13 protein-coding genes are annotated in these 16,197 nt (G+C 64.7%); 6 read left to right on the forward strand and 7 right to left on the reverse strand.

Annotated features, from left to right (window positions below; all coding sequences use genetic code 11):
- Entirely contained in the window at positions 1 to 1,356 is a 1,356-nt protein-coding gene (locus RMP10_RS13050) for a hypothetical protein (protein WP_310570671.1), read from the forward strand.
- On the opposite strand, the gene RMP10_RS13055 is transcribed toward RMP10_RS13050, so the two are convergent.
- Genes RMP10_RS13055 through RMP10_RS13080 form a run of 6 tightly spaced genes read right to left on the reverse strand, consistent with a single transcriptional unit; the run spans position 1,343 to position 6,987 of the window.
- On the reverse strand, positions 1,343 to 2,323 hold the full coding sequence (locus tag RMP10_RS13055; RefSeq protein ID WP_310570672.1) for a cytochrome P450: 981 nt from the start codon (positions 2,321 to 2,323) through the stop codon (positions 1,343 to 1,345). The genes RMP10_RS13050 and RMP10_RS13055 overlap by 14 nt on opposite strands.
- A complete protein-coding gene (locus RMP10_RS13060; protein WP_310570673.1) occupies positions 2,320 to 3,651 on the reverse strand; it encodes an amidohydrolase in 1,332 nt (443 codons plus the stop codon). Before RMP10_RS13060 ends, RMP10_RS13055 begins: the two co-directional genes overlap by 4 nt.
- 55 nt (positions 3,652 to 3,706) lie before the next feature.
- On the reverse strand, positions 3,707 to 4,120 hold the full coding sequence (locus tag RMP10_RS13065; RefSeq protein ID WP_310570674.1) for a PIN domain-containing protein: 414 nt from the start codon (positions 4,118 to 4,120) through the stop codon (positions 3,707 to 3,709).
- On the reverse strand, positions 4,111 to 4,356 hold the full coding sequence (locus RMP10_RS13070; RefSeq protein ID WP_309672669.1) for a hypothetical protein: 246 nt from the start codon (positions 4,354 to 4,356) through the stop codon (positions 4,111 to 4,113). The genes RMP10_RS13065 and RMP10_RS13070 overlap by 10 nt, the downstream gene beginning before the upstream one ends.
- 48 nt (positions 4,357 to 4,404) lie before the next feature.
- Positions 4,405 to 5,994 carry a M28 family peptidase gene (locus RMP10_RS13075; protein WP_310570675.1) on the reverse strand — a complete coding sequence of 530 codons (1,590 nt, stop codon included), beginning with the start codon at positions 5,992 to 5,994 and terminating at the stop codon, positions 4,405 to 4,407.
- 33 nt (positions 5,995 to 6,027) lie between these two features.
- Complete coding sequence (locus RMP10_RS13080) at positions 6,028 to 6,987, reverse strand: hypothetical protein (protein ID WP_310570676.1); 960 nt, start codon at positions 6,985 to 6,987, stop codon at positions 6,028 to 6,030.
- Positions 6,988 to 7,625: 638 nt separating this feature from the next.
- Between RMP10_RS13080 and RMP10_RS13085 the strand changes: the two genes are divergently transcribed.
- The 5 genes from RMP10_RS13085 to RMP10_RS13105 all read left to right on the forward strand — a co-directional run bounded on the left by RMP10_RS13085 (position 7,626) and on the right by RMP10_RS13105 (position 15,048).
- Complete coding sequence (locus RMP10_RS13085; RefSeq protein ID WP_310570677.1) at positions 7,626 to 8,270, forward strand: DUF642 domain-containing protein; 645 nt, start codon at positions 7,626 to 7,628, stop codon at positions 8,268 to 8,270.
- Positions 8,271 to 8,497: 227 nt separating this feature from the next.
- Complete coding sequence (locus RMP10_RS13090) at positions 8,498 to 10,201, forward strand: FAD-dependent oxidoreductase (protein ID WP_310570678.1); 1,704 nt, start codon at positions 8,498 to 8,500, stop codon at positions 10,199 to 10,201.
- A 313-nt stretch (positions 10,202 to 10,514) separates the two neighbouring features.
- Entirely contained in the window at positions 10,515 to 13,202 is a 2,688-nt protein-coding gene (locus RMP10_RS13095) for a protein kinase (RefSeq protein WP_310570679.1), read from the forward strand.
- Positions 13,199 to 14,572: an NAD(P)-binding protein gene (locus RMP10_RS13100; protein WP_310570680.1), complete on the forward strand. Its 1,374-nt coding sequence runs from the start codon at positions 13,199 to 13,201 to the stop codon at positions 14,570 to 14,572. The genes RMP10_RS13095 and RMP10_RS13100 overlap by 4 nt, the downstream gene beginning before the upstream one ends.
- A 41-nt stretch (positions 14,573 to 14,613) precedes the next feature.
- A complete protein-coding gene (locus RMP10_RS13105) occupies positions 14,614 to 15,048 on the forward strand; it encodes a VOC family protein (RefSeq protein ID WP_310570681.1) in 435 nt (144 codons plus the stop codon).
- A gap of 158 nt (positions 15,049 to 15,206) precedes the next feature.
- Here the strand turns inward: RMP10_RS13105 and RMP10_RS13110 are convergent, their stop codons facing one another.
- Positions 15,207 to 16,091 carry a nuclear transport factor 2 family protein gene (locus RMP10_RS13110; RefSeq protein ID WP_310570682.1) on the reverse strand — a complete coding sequence of 295 codons (885 nt, stop codon included), beginning with the start codon at positions 16,089 to 16,091 and terminating at the stop codon, positions 15,207 to 15,209.
- Positions 16,092 to 16,197: the final 106 nt, after the last annotated feature.

Here is a 16,197-nt window from a genome sequence, read left to right on the forward strand (position 1 = left end):
ATGCATACACCCTCGAGTACATCGCACCCCAACACGCATCGCGACGCCGGAGCACCTGAAACACGGGCGTCGGCGTGGTCCTCACTCGGCGGCGCGCGCGCGATGGTCGCGAACGACGCTGCCGCTCATCCGATGCGTGATCCATCGACGGATACCGGCTCGCACCGTGGAGGCTGGCCACGGTCATTGCTCGGCGTGCTGCGGAACGCTGTTGTCGGCCTCGCGCTATTGTCGGCCATTCCGCTGGCGCTGATTGGAAGCGGCCGAGCGGTGGTGACCAGGGATTCTGTTCGCCTTGCTGCACAAATTTCGCGCGTCGATCATCTACGCGTGTTGCGGGCCCCCATCAATCCTGCGATCTCGCCACAAGAGGCGGGTGCAGCACTGCGTCGCCTGTCCACCACCACACCGACAGACTATTTGCCGCTGCAGTCGGGTTCCGCAGTGCACGACCGCCCGTGGCAACGCATTGAGTTGAGCAGTGACATCTTTCCCACAATGCGTACGCCGCAGTTTAAAGGTCCTGCCCATTTCATGGTGATTGCGAAGACGGTCAATGGCTACAACGCCAAAGAAATGGCGTATCTGCGGGAGATCGCGAACGCCCCCATTTGGAAAGACTTCGATGCCGTCGCAACGGCCGCCAGCGTCGACCTCGTGGGAGGTATGTCGGGCACGACATCGTCCTCCGAAGTCCCCATAAGCCGGTACCCGAGCATCGGCTTCAGCGGCAACAAGCAACTCGCCTTTGCCGCCGTCTCGCGCGCCGCCTACTACGAGGCCTCGGGCGATCATGCCGAGGCGGAACGTATGCTGCGCACGCTGGTGTCGTACGGATTCACGCTCATCGACCAAGGCGCCGGCGCCATTGACGCGATGCTCGGACGGATCATCGTCGACATCGGCCGCGATGGACTGTGGCATTTGTACACGATACGTGGTCGCAACGAGGAGTCCGTCCTCGTAAAACCACTACCACTCGCGGCGTCGGTCACCGCGCCCGTATGGCGCAGCGCGACAGATATCGCGGCCGATAGCCGCCTCCCTCGTTCCGTACGTCTCGACGCCCTGAGTTCGCTCAGCCTCCAAAGCTGCGGTTCACTCCGCAGTGTGCTGACCGGTCCGAGCGCGGCAACGAAAAGCGCCATCAGCGGCGCGCGCGCCTCGATGGTTCGGTATCCCTCTGAGCATGCCCTGTTCGACCTGATCGAACGCTCCGTCGAGCACGGACCGGAGCTCGATTATCTGAACGCGTACAATCCGATCGTCGGTATCGCCCAAGTTGTCAGCGCGGTCACCGGTAATCCACGCGTCGCCAACTGCACGGTCCTCGCCGCCAGTATCAAACCGAACTAGCCCGTCGCTCACGCATTACAGTCGGGATCGCACGCGGGACGAGCAACGCGAACCCGTTGAGCCACGTCACGCCCGCGCCATCGCGAACATCTAGTTCGAACTCCCGTGAGCTGCGCACGAACGCTGCGATCGCTTCGTGTAGCAGCATGCGCACGATGCCCGCGCCCACGCAGCCATGCGCACCGGCGCCGAACGCCAGATGCCCCGACTCGGCGCGCTGCACGTTGAGCCGCTCCGGATCAGTGAAGATCGCGGGGTCGCGATTCGCTTGGCGTAGCCGCAGCACGACCTCGTCACCGGTCTCGATCGCATTCCCGTTAAGCATCATCGGCGCGAGCGCCGTGCGAAACACCGCGCACGACGGCCCAGCATAACGCAATAGTTCATGGGTGGCCACCGCGAGCGTGTGCTCATCACAATGCGCCCGAAGCCATGTGAGCTGCGCCGGATGCTGGAGCAGCGCCAGCATCGCGCCTCCTACTACCGCGGGCACCGTGTGCATGAGTGCCACGAAGCTCTGCACCGTGCCGGCGCCGCCGTATCCCTCGAGCAGCACCGCCAACTGTGTGGCCGCGTGCGACAGCGCCGTACTGGGCGCACCACTCCGGGCCACCGCCGACTCTTCGAACAGCGTGCATGCTATTGGCATGCAGTCGTCCACCACAGACGCCGGAAGACCAAGCACCTGCTGCGCCGCCTCGTGTGCCCACGGCTGGGCCACGTCGCGCATCAGATCGACGGCGCCGTCCGACGGAAGCGCAGCCAGCCGTTCGACAGCCCGCGCTCCGAGCGAGTCGCGCCATCGCGCCAGCAGAGCCGGTGGTAGCTCCTGCTGTATCGCCGCGCGCACGACGCGGTGCGTCTCGTCGCCGAGCGCGTTCACACCATGCGGCGCGAGGCGTTCGTCCCGCAGCGCCGCGTGGACGTCGGCGTACGTGCACAACGTCCACACCGCGCGCGCGGTCACGGAATCAGCTTTGGTGCTCCGCCAGAGCGCAGGAAGTCCATCGCCATGTTCGTCATGGCGCGCACACCAACGGTCAACGCCCGGTCGTCACCCTGAAACAGCGGCGAGTGATTACTGGCCACCGTCTTCAAATCGATATTCGGCGGCGTGACGCTCAGGTTGAAGAAGAAGCCCGGCGCGAGTTCGGAGAAACGCGAGAAATCCTCACCGGCCATGGTCACATCACCTTCAGTCGCCCCCGCCGCACCCGCGACGCGCTTGAGCGTGGGAAAGAACTTGGCGACCATCGCGTCGTTGTTCACCGAACTCGGATAGCCGATGTCCACGATCACATCGGCGGTGGCCCCGTGCGCCTCCGCGATATGGGTCGCGATACGCTTCATACGCGCGTGAATCGTCTTCCGCGCCTCGGGGTCGAACGCGCGGATGGTGCCGATCATCCACACCGAATCGGGGATGATGTTTTCGCGCAGGCCGCCGTGAATTGCACCGACCGTGACCACCGCCGGCGCCTTCGACAAGTCGAGCTGACGTGACACGATCGTCTGCAGCGCCGTCACGATCTCCGCGCTCACCACGATCGGATCGACGGTGTTCGACGGCATCGCGCCGTGCCCCTGTCGTCCGTGCACTACGATGCGCCAGCCGTCGGCGCTGGCCGAGATCGCGCCGGCGCGATAGCGCATGGCGCCAAGCGGTCCGGGACCGACGTGCAATCCAAACACGCCGTTTACACCCTTCATCACGCCGGCGTCGATCATCGGCTGCGCGCCACCGCGCGGCGGCACTTCCTCGGCCGGCTGGAACAGGAACTTCACCGTGCCGGGAATGCGATCCTTGAGGCCGGCCAATACTTCGGCGGTGCCCATCAGCATCGCGGTGTGCATGTCATGTCCGCAGGCGTGCATCACGCCCGTCTCCTGCCCGTTGTACACCGTGCGCACCGTCGACTTGAAGGGCACGTCAACCAGTTCGGTGACCGGCAGCGCGTCCATGTCCGCGCGCAGCGCCACCGTGGGGCCCGGTTTGCCGCCCTTGAGAATCCCCACCACGCCGGGAATGCCCCCCACGTTCTCCTGCACCTCCATCCCCAGCGCCTTGAGGTGCGCCGCCACCAACGCGGCCGTGCGCTTTTCGGCGTAGCCGAGTTCCGGATGCTGGTGAATGTCGTGGCGCCAGGCGGTGACCTTGTCGGCGATCGCCGCCGTCCGGCGATCGATCTCGGCGGCCAGTGCGGGGTCGGCGACGACGGGTTGCGCACGGAGCGACGGCGTAACGCTCAGTGTAGCCGCGAACAGCAGAGCAGCGAAGAATCGTGAGGAGCGCATGGCAGAATCGGGGAACGGGGAGCGCGTGAGACAGGGGTCAGCACAGAGCGAACGGCTAAATCTGTTCGATCAACAGCTTGATCTTCATCGTGCTCGCCGTCGGCCACTTACGCTCCGTCGTGATCAGCCGTTCGGCGTCGTGATGCACTGCCGTCGCGATGACGAGCGCGTCAGGTAGGCGCAGGCCGACGTGCTGAGCGCGAACACGTGCTGCGGTCGACGCGGTTTCGGCGTCGAGCGAAACGACGGTGATCGGAAGACGTTCGATCAAACTATGTACGACGAGGACGCTCGCCTTGCCGCGGCGGTAGGGGCCGACCAAGCACTCCGCGAATGCGGAGGCCGCTATCGCCAGCCCATGACCGTCACGCAATACGTCGGCGATGGCACGATGCGCGCTGCTGTGATGCGCGTCGTTCGCATCGAGCAGACCGATCACCACGCCGGCGTCAAGGTGGACTACTCCCACTCGGCACGCAACGTGTTCAGTTCGTCACGCTGATACACGCCAGTCAGCGCGCCAACGAACGCTGAGAGGACATCGCTTTCGCGCATCAGCACGACGCGACCGGCGCCATCGCAGGTGGCCGTCACCCGCTCGCCGACCTTGAGCCCCGCAGCACGCAGCGTGTCGACCGGGATCGTAATCTGGTGCTTACTGCTGATGCGACTCGTCTTGACGGGCCCATCCTTTACCTTTTTCATAAAGTAAAGCTATGCGTTTCACCGGCGGGCGCAACCGTGCCGTGCACCCTACGGCACGATCACCGGCGTCGCAAAGAAACTGTTCGCCCGCCACGCCGGGCGGGTTTTCCGGTTCGCCACACCCAGCGCCAACTCGGCATACAGCGCATTGAACCCCGCGGCCGCTTCGAAGTCGATGGGCTGCGCCAAGTCATCGGACATCTTGTGGTACCGCTCACGCACCCAGCCGGTGAACGTCTTCTCCTCCACAGTGCCCGGCGTGTACCCCAACTTGAACGCCAGCGACGGCACGCCACGGCGAATGAAGCTGTACTGATCGCTGCGCACAAACCGCATCTCCTGCGGCTCCGGATCAGGCAACACCTGCAGCCCGCGCGCCGTCAGCACACCACCCACGTCGTCGGCCAGGTCCGATTCGTCCACGCCATACACGAAGAGTCCTTTCAGCGGAAAGAGCGGCAGAAACATGTCGGTGTTGAGGTTGGCCACGATCGTGCCGCGCATGATCGACGGTCGCGCCGCAAAGTAGCGCGAACCCAGCAATCCCTTCTCCTCGGCCGTGACTGCCACGAACAGTAGTGTGCGCTTGTTGCCGCCGCGCGCGGCGACCGCCTTGGCCGTTTCCATCAGCGTAGCCGCTCCGGTGGCATTGTCCATCGTGCCGTTGAAGATGCTATCACCGGTGAGCGCCGGTCCCTTGAACGTGCCCACATGATCGAGGTGCGCGCTCAACACCACCACTTCGTCGCGCAGCGTGCGATCGGTGCCCGGCAACATGCCCACGACGTTCGGCGAGATAATATCGCGACGCACCGTGGGCAGCGTGGCGCGGAGCGACACGGTGAGCGCTGCCGTCGGAAGCGGCTCGCCGCGCGCGGCGATGGCCGCAACGCTGTCCCACACGATGCCGCTGCCGGCCAGCAGCCGCGGCATAAGCGCCGGATTCAACACACTGTTGATTCGCTGCCCCCCCAGATCGTCGAGCGACGTATCGGCCAACGACACGGAGCTCCCAAGACGCGTGTTCTCGTTATCCACCCACGCACCGCCAGCTCCGACGGCCATCACACCAACCGCCCCGGCTTGCCGCATGGCGGCCCATCGCGTGCGCGTGCCATGCGCCAGCAGCGGCGCCGAGAGGCCTTTTGGGTTGGCGTTCACATACAGCACGATCTTGCCGCGCAGATCGAGGCCCTTGAGGTCGTCCATGCCCGCCTGCGGCAGCGAGACGCCGTACCCCGCGAACACCAGAGGTGCCTCCACGTGGTCGGTAGCAAGTCTCGCCGTGACACGCACATCACGACCCACCGCCAGCGGTGTCCACGCGTCACCTTCGCGCAGCGCCAGCGCAACGCCCTCCTTCGCCATACCGACCTCGATGAAGCGCACCGGCTGATACCAGCCATCGGTGCCGGCCGGCGTGAGACCCGCCAACCGGAACTGCTCGGCCACGTATCGCGCTGCGGCTTCATGCCCGGGGCTGCCCGTGTCACGGCCTTTCAACGAGTCATTGGACAGCACCTGCACGTGGCGCCACCAGGCCTCGGCGGGCTGCTGCGCAGCGAGCGACACGGGCATCGCCATGTGCGTGGCGATGACTGCGGCCGTGAAGGCGACGAACGTCGTGGAACGTGTCATGAGATCGGGTCGGTGGAAGCAAATGAACATGGGCTACCGCGACAGCAAACGCTTCAACAATTCCGGCATGGCGTGCAGCTGATCAATGTGGTCCGGCGCCGTCGTGCCCGCGAATCCCAGCGCGCGGAAGTGCCTCGCGTGGACTTCGCTGAGCTGCTGCATGCCACGCGGGCCCCAGCGCAACACCGGCGTGCGGCGCAGTCCCAACGCAGTAATGGTCCAGTCGGCGGTCTCGGTGGTGCTGGCGTACGTGCCCGGGAAAATCTCCGAGTGCGCGATCAGCATGCGCTTCTCGCCGCGCGCCGCCGTCCGCGCGAACGCGGTGAGTGACACCAGATTCATCGTGTCGAGCATGCCGCCAGCCGCGAGCACCTGCCCCTCCGGCACGTATGACGTGTGCATGCCGTCCAGCAGCAGGACCGCATCCACCCGGGCCAGGTGCCGCGGCTCACGCAGGATCGAGCGCACCGCCCCGTGACCGGCGGAAAAACCCACGAGCGTTACACGGGCCATGCGCGAGGGGCGACCGGTCACCGCCGCGACCTCGCGCGTGACGGTGGCCCGCAGCGTGTCGAACGCCACCGGGTCGGCGAAGCTGCGATCGTAGATGCCGGAACCGGCTCCGAGGTTGAGCACGACGGCCACCGTGCGTGTTCCGAGAGCGGCCACGGCCTTCTGCGGCAACCATGCTGCGCCGTGGAAGTGGACCACGACATCGAACGCATCGCGAGACCGCACGCGATCGGGGACCCAAAGCTCGACCGGCTTGCCGGCTGGTCCGTTGAAGGACCGCGCCGTGCCGCCCAGCAGACGCGGTGTGAGCCGCTCGTGCACCCGTGTAGACTCCACCATGGGCGACGCTTGCTGCGACGGCTGCTGCGGCGACGGTGTGGGCGGTGGCACGGCGAGCACGCCCTGCGCCGACGCCGCCAGCAGCGGCCACAGGTGCGCGACGATGCCAACGCTGCTGGCGGTCTTCTCGAACCAATTCATGACCTCTCCGCGCAGCCAACCGTGAACACGTGACGCATCACCGGCAATGTACCGACGACGTCGGCAGACGCGACTTTCTCAAGCGGCTGGATCGGTGGACAACTCACGCAGCAGCCAGTCTCATCCGATGAAAATGTGTGCACCCGCAGCTATCTAGCATTACGGACCGGCATGCGCGACTACTACCACGCACAGACGCCATTTGTGAATCCTTCGCCACGACGCGGCAGTGACGGCCGAGGTAGATCGTGATCGCACACACGGGGCAAACCCCATAGGTGCTCCGCGACAAATCCCCCTCCGTATCCCGAGCCCTTTGTGAGAGCGTTCCGTTTCCCGGGATGGGAATTTCGATCGGGCTGGGTCGACGATCCGTCGAGCATACGGCGCGATCGCCGACCTCGCCAGCACTGCGTGACGGGCGTCGGCGACGTCACAGCATTGCAGCATCCCGCCGGAATGTTCGCGGCTCGCTGTCACGCCCCGAGCACATGCACGAACGGCAGTGAGCGTGCGCACCGTGCGCGACACCCTATCGAAGCGTAGCGCGAGTGCCGCGCGTTGCTTGCGCCGGCTGCGCCGGATCTGTATGGTGGGCTGAGCATTTACACACTCTCTCCTCCAGCACCGGTATACGAATGAAGCGAATCTCCATTGCCACGCTCGCACTTTGCCTCGTCGCGACGCAGGCAAGTGCGCAGCTACAGAACGGAAGCTTTGAATCGCCCGGATGCCCCAATGAGTTCTTCTGCACCAACGGGCCGATCACGTCGTGGCAGACCTACGGAAGCATTGATGTCGTCAACATGTACTGGCCTGCGGGCGACGGCTCCATCTCGCTCGATTTGAATGGTGCTACACAGGGGGGCGTCGGACAAACGCTTGCGGGGCTCACGGTCGGTGCGACCTACGACCTGTCGTTCCTGCTGTCCAAGAATCCCGGCATTGGATCAGCAACGCTCGACGTGCTGTGGCTCGATGCCACACCTGTGAACGAGCTGGCATTCTTTCTGACGCCCATCGGCAACTCCTTCACGTTCGCCACGCCGAACTCGCGCACGGACATGTTGTGGGGGCAGCGATCGATGCAGCTCACCGCGACGAACACCACGATGTTTCTCGGCTTTCGATCGCTGGAGATCATCTCCACTGCAGGGCCGGCACTGGATCGCGTCTCACTCACGCAGACGAGTACCACCGTTCCCGAGCCCGGTACGTACGCGCTAATGGCATCGGGACTGCTGGCGCTCGGCGTGATCCGTCGGCGACGCATCACGCGGTAGGAGTTCGGTGGACACCGTGAGCCGGGTGGCGAAGGGACGATCGTCCTCTGCGACCCACACGTCGATGTGCACGTAGAACCTGGCGTGCGGCCACGTCAGCTTCCCGGCGGCCTGGATCCCGCCATAATGCCGGTTGGCCCGCGGCCACAGGAGCGCCACGAAGCCAACGCGCTGGCATTCTTTCCTGCACCAAGGCATGACGTCTCCACGCCGACGTTGGTGAGCATGTGACCAGTCACCAGAAATGCACCGACGGCGTGGGCCGACGCGACTTTCTCAAGCGACTGGCCGTTGTCGCGCCTTTGATGTGGGCCGCGCCGGCATGTGTCGCGGGTCGACCACATCGGTCGCCTGCGGCTGCCGACGAACTCGTCGCCGACCTCGTGATCATCGGCGGTGGCCTCGGCGGCTGCGCGGCGGCGCTGGCGGCTGCGCGACGCGGACTCCGCGTGATCATGACGGAAGAAACCGACTGGATCGGCGGACAGCTCACGCAGCAAGCGGTGCCGCCCGACGAGAATGCGTGGATCGAAACGATCGGCGGCACGCGCAGCTATCTGGCACTACGGACCGGCATCCGTGACTACTACCGCGCGCAGACGCCGTTGACCGCGCGCGCCATGGCCAACCCGCGGCTCAATCCCGGCAACTGCTGGGTGTCGCGGATTGGGTGCGAGCCGCGTGTTGCGCTCACCGTGCTCGAAGCCATGCTCGCCCCGTATGTGGCGAGTGGGCAATTGCGCATTCTGCGCCACTACACGGCGGTTGCGGCAAGCGTGGATCGTGACCGCGTGCACGCGGTGCGCGTACGGCAGCGCAACACCGGCCACGACATCGAGCTACGCGCTCCCTACTTCGCCGACGCCACCGAACTCGGTGACCTCCTGCCGCTCACGCGGACGGAGTACGTCACGGGCGCGGAGTCCGTCGCGCAGACCGGCGAGCCGCACGCCATGCGCACGGCCGAGCCGGACAACGTGCAGGCGTTCACGATGTGTTTCGCGCTCGAGCATCGCAGCGGTGAACAGCATGTGATCGATCGGCCCAGCGACTACGCGTCCTGGCGCGATCTCGCGATTCCGGCCGCCGACGGCGTGACGTATCGCCTGCTCAGCTTTGACGAACCAGCAAACCAGCGCATCGGCTTCGATCCCGAACGGCGTACCGGCTACTGGTCGTATCGTCGCGTGATCGATCGCGATCTGTTCGCGCTTCAACCCGCCGATGATGCGCGATACCGGCACGACGTGAGCATCGTGAACTGGGGGCAGAACGACTACTCGTTTGGATCACTGATCGACGTGAGCGCGGCCACCGCGCAGCAGCACGTCGCGCGGGCGAAAGCGCAGAGCATGTCCCTGCTCTACTGGCTGCAGACCGAAGCCCCTCGTCCCGATGGCGGCGCCGGATGGCCGGGACTTCGCCTGCGCCCCGATGTCATGGGCACCGACGACGGCTTCGCGAAGTATCCGTATATTCGCGAAAGCCGTCGCATCGCCGCCGAGTTCACCGTGTGCGAGCAGCATGTGACCACTGAGTCGCGTCCGGATGCCACGCGTGCGGCCGACTTCCCCGACAGCGTGGGCATCGGGCACTACAGCATGGATCTGCACCGCACTACCCGCGGTGACTACGGGCGCTACGGCGCGACCTTTCCCTTTCAGATTCCGCTGGGTGCGCTGCTGCCGCAGCGCGTGGAGAACCTGCTGCCGGCGTGCAAGAACCTTGGCGTCACGCACCTCACAAACGGCTGCTATCGCCTGCATCCGATCGAGTGGAACATCGGCGAGAGCGTGGGAAACCTCGTGGCGTTCTGTTTAGCGAAGCGCTGCGCGCCGCGTGCGGTACGCCAGCAGGCGAAGCTATTGCAGGACTTTCAGCGGGAGCTCGCGCGCGTCGGGGTGCCGTTGCAGTGGCCGCTGCCGGGCTGAGCGGACTCCACTATGCGTTCGACGCTCGCCCGACGGGGATTCGCGATCAGTACCGTTTCGCCGAGTCCCCCTGCTGCCCTTCGACGCGGGCCCCATTTTGTCCAGGAGCTCTCAATGGCGAAGTCGCATAATTGCATTCTGGCAGGCCGAGTAGGGACGAGCGGCAAAGGCTGGGTGCTGCTGGACGGTCTCCGCCGCCGGACATACCTTGGCACGGTTCACCGGCATACCCATCGGGTCGAGTGCCTGGCCCGTCAACGAGTGGGCCCGGCCCAGTACGCCGTGTCACGCTGCCCACAAAACGGCACCGCATTTGGCTGACATCACCGAACACCTCGCAGCCGCCCTCGGCGACCGGTACCGCATCGAGCGTCGACTCGGTGAGGGCGGCATGGCTATCGTGTACCTCGCCGAGGATCTCAAGCACGACCGCAAGGTAGCGCTGAAGGTGCTGCGCCCCGAACTCGGCGTGGTACTTGGCGCCGAGCGGTTCTTGCAGGAGATCAAGACGACGGCGCGCTTTCAGCATCCGCACATTCTGCCGCTTTACGACAGTGGTCGAACAATGGCGGCGCATGGCGACGGCACGGGATTCCTGTACTACGTCATGCCGTACGTGGAAGGGGAAACACTCCGGGACAAGCTCGATCACGAGCAGCAGCTCGGGATCGACGAAGCGGTGAGCATTGCCAGCGAAGTCGCCGACGCGTTGCAGTACGCGCACGAGCAAGGGGTCATTCACCGGGACATCAAGCCAGAGAATATTCTCCTGCGCAACGGGCACGCGTTCGTCGCGGACTTCGGCATCGCGCTGGCGGTGAGCGCGGCAGCCGGCGGACGGATGACGGAGACGGGTCTGTCGCTGGGCACACCGCATTACATGTCGCCCGAGCAAGCGACGGCCGACAGAAGCATCACCAACCGCTCGGACATCTACGCACTGGGCTCCGTGCTGTTCGAAATGCTGACGGGTGAACCCCCGCATACCGGCCCATCGGCGCAGGCGATCATCATGAAGATCGTGTCGGACGAGGCGCGGCCGGTCAGAACGCTCCGCAAGGCGGTGCCGCCGAACGTCGCTGACGCAGTCGCCATGGCGTTGGAGAAATTCCCGGCCGATCGTTTCGACAGTGCGAAAGCGTTTGCCGATGCGCTACGCAGTCCCACGTTCGCGCTGCCCGCTTCACGTACTACCGTCACCGGTGCCTCGCGTACGGTGTCCCGTCGGATGGTGCTCCCTGCGTTGGCGGTCGTCGCGCTGGTGAGCGTCGCGCTGGTAGGCGTCGCGCTGGCCGCCCAGCGGTGGATTCGCCCGAGTCGAAGCACGTCCGTCGCGCGCTACGCGACAACGCTCGGCGCGCCCGGTGCGCTCGATGGCATCACGTTTGGGGTCGAGGCCGCGCTCTCACCCGATGGCGCGTCGTTGGTTTTTCGCAGTCCGCTCACTGGTCCCGGTCAGCTCTACATCAAGCGTCGCGATGAAGTCGTCGCACGGCCACTGGCCGGCACGGAAGGCGGCTCGGGACCCTTCTTCTCGCCCGACGGCGCGTTTATCGCGTTCGTTGCCAACGGACAATTGCGGCGAATTCCGAGCGCTGGTGGCGCGCCGCTCAAACTCGCGGACTCCGTCAACGCGACCTTCAACCGCGGTGCGTGGTTGGAAGACGGGTCGATCGTGTACTACGACGCCCCGTCTCGTACGCTCCGCCGCCTCCGTACCGGAGACGCCGCGTCGCAGGTGATCGTCTCGCGCGAGACGCTGGAGGGGCGCTTTCCGTGGCTGCCCACGCCGCTCCCACGCTCACGCGGCGTGCTCTTCACAGCGCATCGCACCGAGTGCGTGGGACCAGTGAGCTGCCGTCCGAGCCGCGTGTACGTGTACGACGCACGCAAGGATACCGTGCGCGCGCTCTTCGAAGACGCCATCGGCGCCTGGTACGTCCCTACGGGACACGTGCTGTACCTGACCAGCGCGGGGACGCTGATGGCTGCGCCGTGGGACGACGAGACCCTTACCGCGACCGCTCGACCGGTGCCGGTGTTGGACGGCATTCAGGCTCCGGGCTTTGTGATCTCCGACGATGGGACGGCGTACTATCTGCTCGGTCGCTCGGAATTCGCGCCGGGCCCGGTGCCGAACGCGAAAGTCGTGTGGGTCGATCGCGCTGGGCAGGTCGAGCCGGTGGATTCCGCATGGCAGGTGAACACCAGCGGCACGTTCCGCGGCATGACGGAAATTGACTGGGGACTCGCCCTGTCGCCCGACGGACGACGCATCGCACTCACGCTGCTCACGGAGCTTGGCACCGATATTTGGATCAAGCAGCTCCCTACCGGGCCGGTGTCACGGCTCACGCAGCATGCGGGCGTGGACCGCGCGCCGGCGTGGACGCCTGACGGGAAGTCCGTCACGTTTCTCTCGGATCGACCGATCGGGACCGGTTCGAGGGCGAACGGGAATTCGTACCACCGGTGGGAGCAGGTCGCCGACGGCACGGGTGAGGCAAGACTCACCGGCAACTCGGGAGTGGATAGCCTGACCCGTGGCATCGTAGCCAACGGATCCAACGCGAGCGGCGCGGTGCTGTCGCCCGATTCCCGTTGGCTCGCGTATGTGTCGAATGAGCAGGGCGCGAACGAAGTGTTCGTCCGTCCGTTCCCCAATGTGAACGGCGGAAAGTGGCAGGTGTCGCGCGGTGGTGGTAGTGCTCCGCTCTGGGCGCACAACGGGCGCGAGTTGTTCTACGTCGCCAACGGCAAGATGCATCTCGTGAGCATCCGTTCGGGTCCGCCATTTTCAGCGGAGCCCCCGCGCACCTTGTTCACGATCCCGGAGTACATCCGCGCGGGATCACCGGTCGGTGGCACGTTTGCGATCACGCCCGACGATCAGCGGTTTCTCATGGTGCGCGACAACAAGTGGGAAGATATGGCGGGGACGCCAACGCTCGTGGTGGTACAGAACTTCTTCGACGAACTGCGGGCGAAGCTGAAGCAATGATGCAAACCGACTACGTGGTCATCGGTGCGGGTGCAGCCGGTATGGCCATCACCGATGCGTTGCTCACCCATACCGACGCCACCGTTACGATGGTGGACCGCCGTCACGCGCCCGGCGGACACTGGATCGATGCCTACCCGTACGTGCGACTGCACCAGCCGTCGGCATTTTACGGAGTGGATTCCACACCACTCGGACGGACCACGATCGACGTTACCGGCTTGAATGCCGGGTTCTACGAGCGCGCCAGTGCAGACGATATCCGCTCGTACTATGGGCAGGTCATGCAGCGCCGTTTTCTCGCCAGTGGACGCGTCCGGTACTTCCCGAACTGTGAGTACCTGACCGAACAACGCGTGCATTCACGAGTGACTGGGGCGACCTGGGAGGTACGCGCCGCGCGCAAGGTCATCGACACGACGTACCTCGAGGGCGACATCCCCGCCACGAGTCCGCCACCGTTTGCGGTGGCAGACGGCGTGCAGTGTGTCCCCGCGGGTGCCATTGCGCGCCTTGACGAGCGACCGGACGAGTTTGTCGTCATCGGCGGCGGAAAGACGGCGCTTGACGCGTGTATCTGGTTGCTCGAGCAAGGCGTTGAGCCAGCAGACATCCGCTGGGTCAAGCCGCGCGAGAGCTGGTGGATCAACCGCAAGTATGTGCAGCCGGCCACACTCCTGCCCGATCTTTTTCGCGGCCATGCGCTCCACTTGGAAGCCGCGGCGCAGGCCACGTCAATTCGCGACCTGTTTGCCCGCCTGGAGGCGAAGCGCTTCATGCTGCGCGTCGACACTGAGGTGGAGCCGATCATGTATCGCGGCGCGTTCATCAGTGAGACCGAACTCGATCTGGTCCGTACGATCAAGAACGTCGTACGACTCGGTCACGTGCGGCGGATCGATCACCACACCATCACGCTCGATCAGGGTCAGGTACCAACCAGCCCGCGCAGCCTGCACATTCACTGTGCGGCGCGTGCCCTTCCGCGGCCCGAATTACGGCCGATGTTTGAACCTGGCCGAATTACCGTGCAGCCGTTCATGAGAGGACTCGCCTGCTTCCAGTTTGCGATGGTGGGAGTTGCCGAGGCGTTGTTGAACACGGACGAAGAGAAGAACCACGTGTTGCCTCCGATCAACTACTGGGACTCGACCAGAGATTCCCTCACCAGCCTGCTGGCTGGCGTCGCCCATGCGAAGGCTCGTGCCGACTTCCCAGCGCTCGCCGCGTGGGCGAATACGTCGCGTCTCAATCCGATGGGAGATCTCGGGCCGTATGGTGATCACCCCGACGTGCTTGAGGCGCGAGCACTGATCCAACGTCATAGTGCTGCGGCCTACGGCAACATGTCGCGACTGACTGCTCTCTGACTGCCGGTGGCGACGCCTCCCCTCCCCTCACCCGTCCCGCTATGAGTGAGAACCCACCGATGGTCCCCGCTGGCACTGGCGCGCATCCCATCATGCTGGTGGTTATCGCGGCCAATGCGCTGCGCGCATCGAGCGCCTTCTATGCGGAGCTGTTCGGCTGGACGCTGATGCCGATGTCGGGCGAACTCATGGTGGGCACCACGTCCGGCGGACCGACCGTCGCGTTGCGGGCCAACGTTCCAAATGGGGCGCCGGCCTCGGTGCCCTTTCTCGGCGTCACGGATGTCGAGGCCACACTCGCCCGCGTCGTCGAGACCGGTGGCAGCATCGACCGCTCCCCGCGGAGCATGCCGATGATGGGTACCATGGCGCGCTTCACGGATCCGTCGGGTACCATCTACGGGCTCACCAGTGCGAGTTCGTCGGCGCCCGTGGCATCGATGCCGCCGGCGGCAAGCGCATGGGCGACGCGATGACTATGCCGGGCTTCGCGACGTTCGGTTACTTCACTGACCCGTCGGGCACGGTGATGGGACTGATCGGCTAAGCGTAAGGCCGCATATTGCGGACGGCCACTCATACCAGGAGCGTGATCGTCCCAAGCACTCGCCCAAGCACCTGAATGTGCGCTGGGCTATTCGTTCACCAATGAAATGTGTTGAGCGACGATTTGCCAACCGTGGCCCCAGGAGACCCAAGTTCTGGTGTAGCGCTTGATAATAATGATCGGCTTCCCGGCATCTAAAGCAACGTATCTGACCTTTCCACTTTCGACGGCAGCGTTGTTGTCGATGGCGAGTACCTTCTGCTCAGAGAGTTCCGCTGATTGGAAGCTTATATGACTGGTTTTGTAGCTCTCGAGCTCCTGAGCCTTGCCGACACTGTCCCCGTCCCCACACGTACAGATGTATTCGGTGGCTAGCACCCGTTGGAGCGCAGCGAGGTCGCCACTCGTTTCCAGCTCCGCGTAGCTGCGGCCGTCGTTCAGGCGTTTCATCAAGTCGTTGAAATCGCGTCCGGCCTTCGTGACTTGGCGCTCCATCAGTTTGTCGTCGTGCGTCTGTTCGGTGTCCTGTTCCGCGATAACCATCCAGCGACCGTTACGCTTCTCAAAAACACCGGTATGGCGCCCTGTGTACGTGGTCGGCTCAGCAGTAGGCGCGTCGATGGGAGTTGTTTGCGATGTGTAGTCGTTGGTCACAACCGCCATATTGCCAACGGCACGCACAAGCACATTCTCGTGCTTAAGGGAAATCATTCGCGCCGACGGTTTGTCTCGCTGCTGCGTAAAAAAGTTCAACACCTGCGCGCGGTCAGACTTGCGCCCGCTTGCGCCCGTGAAGACGTAGTCGTCCGGTATGACATGCTGGAGGAACGTGATGTCACGGCTCGCAACTGCTTTGTCGTATGCGGCGACGAACGCACGCACCTCTTGCTCCGCTTTGCTGCTTTGGGCGGCGACTGCAAAAGGCGAAATAACGATCGAAAGTGCGATCGTGAGTGACTTTTGGATCTTCATTGCTGGTCCTCGCGAGATTGCCGCCCAGCGACAAGCTTATGCAGCGGGCGCTCCACTGAAAAACTCGCGTAGCGCGCTACCGACTACGCCCGACTGCGGCGAGCAT

Origin of the sequence: Gemmatimonas sp., from assembly GCF_031426495.1 — a bacterium.
Classification (GTDB): Bacteria; Gemmatimonadota; Gemmatimonadetes; order Gemmatimonadales; family Gemmatimonadaceae; genus Gemmatimonas.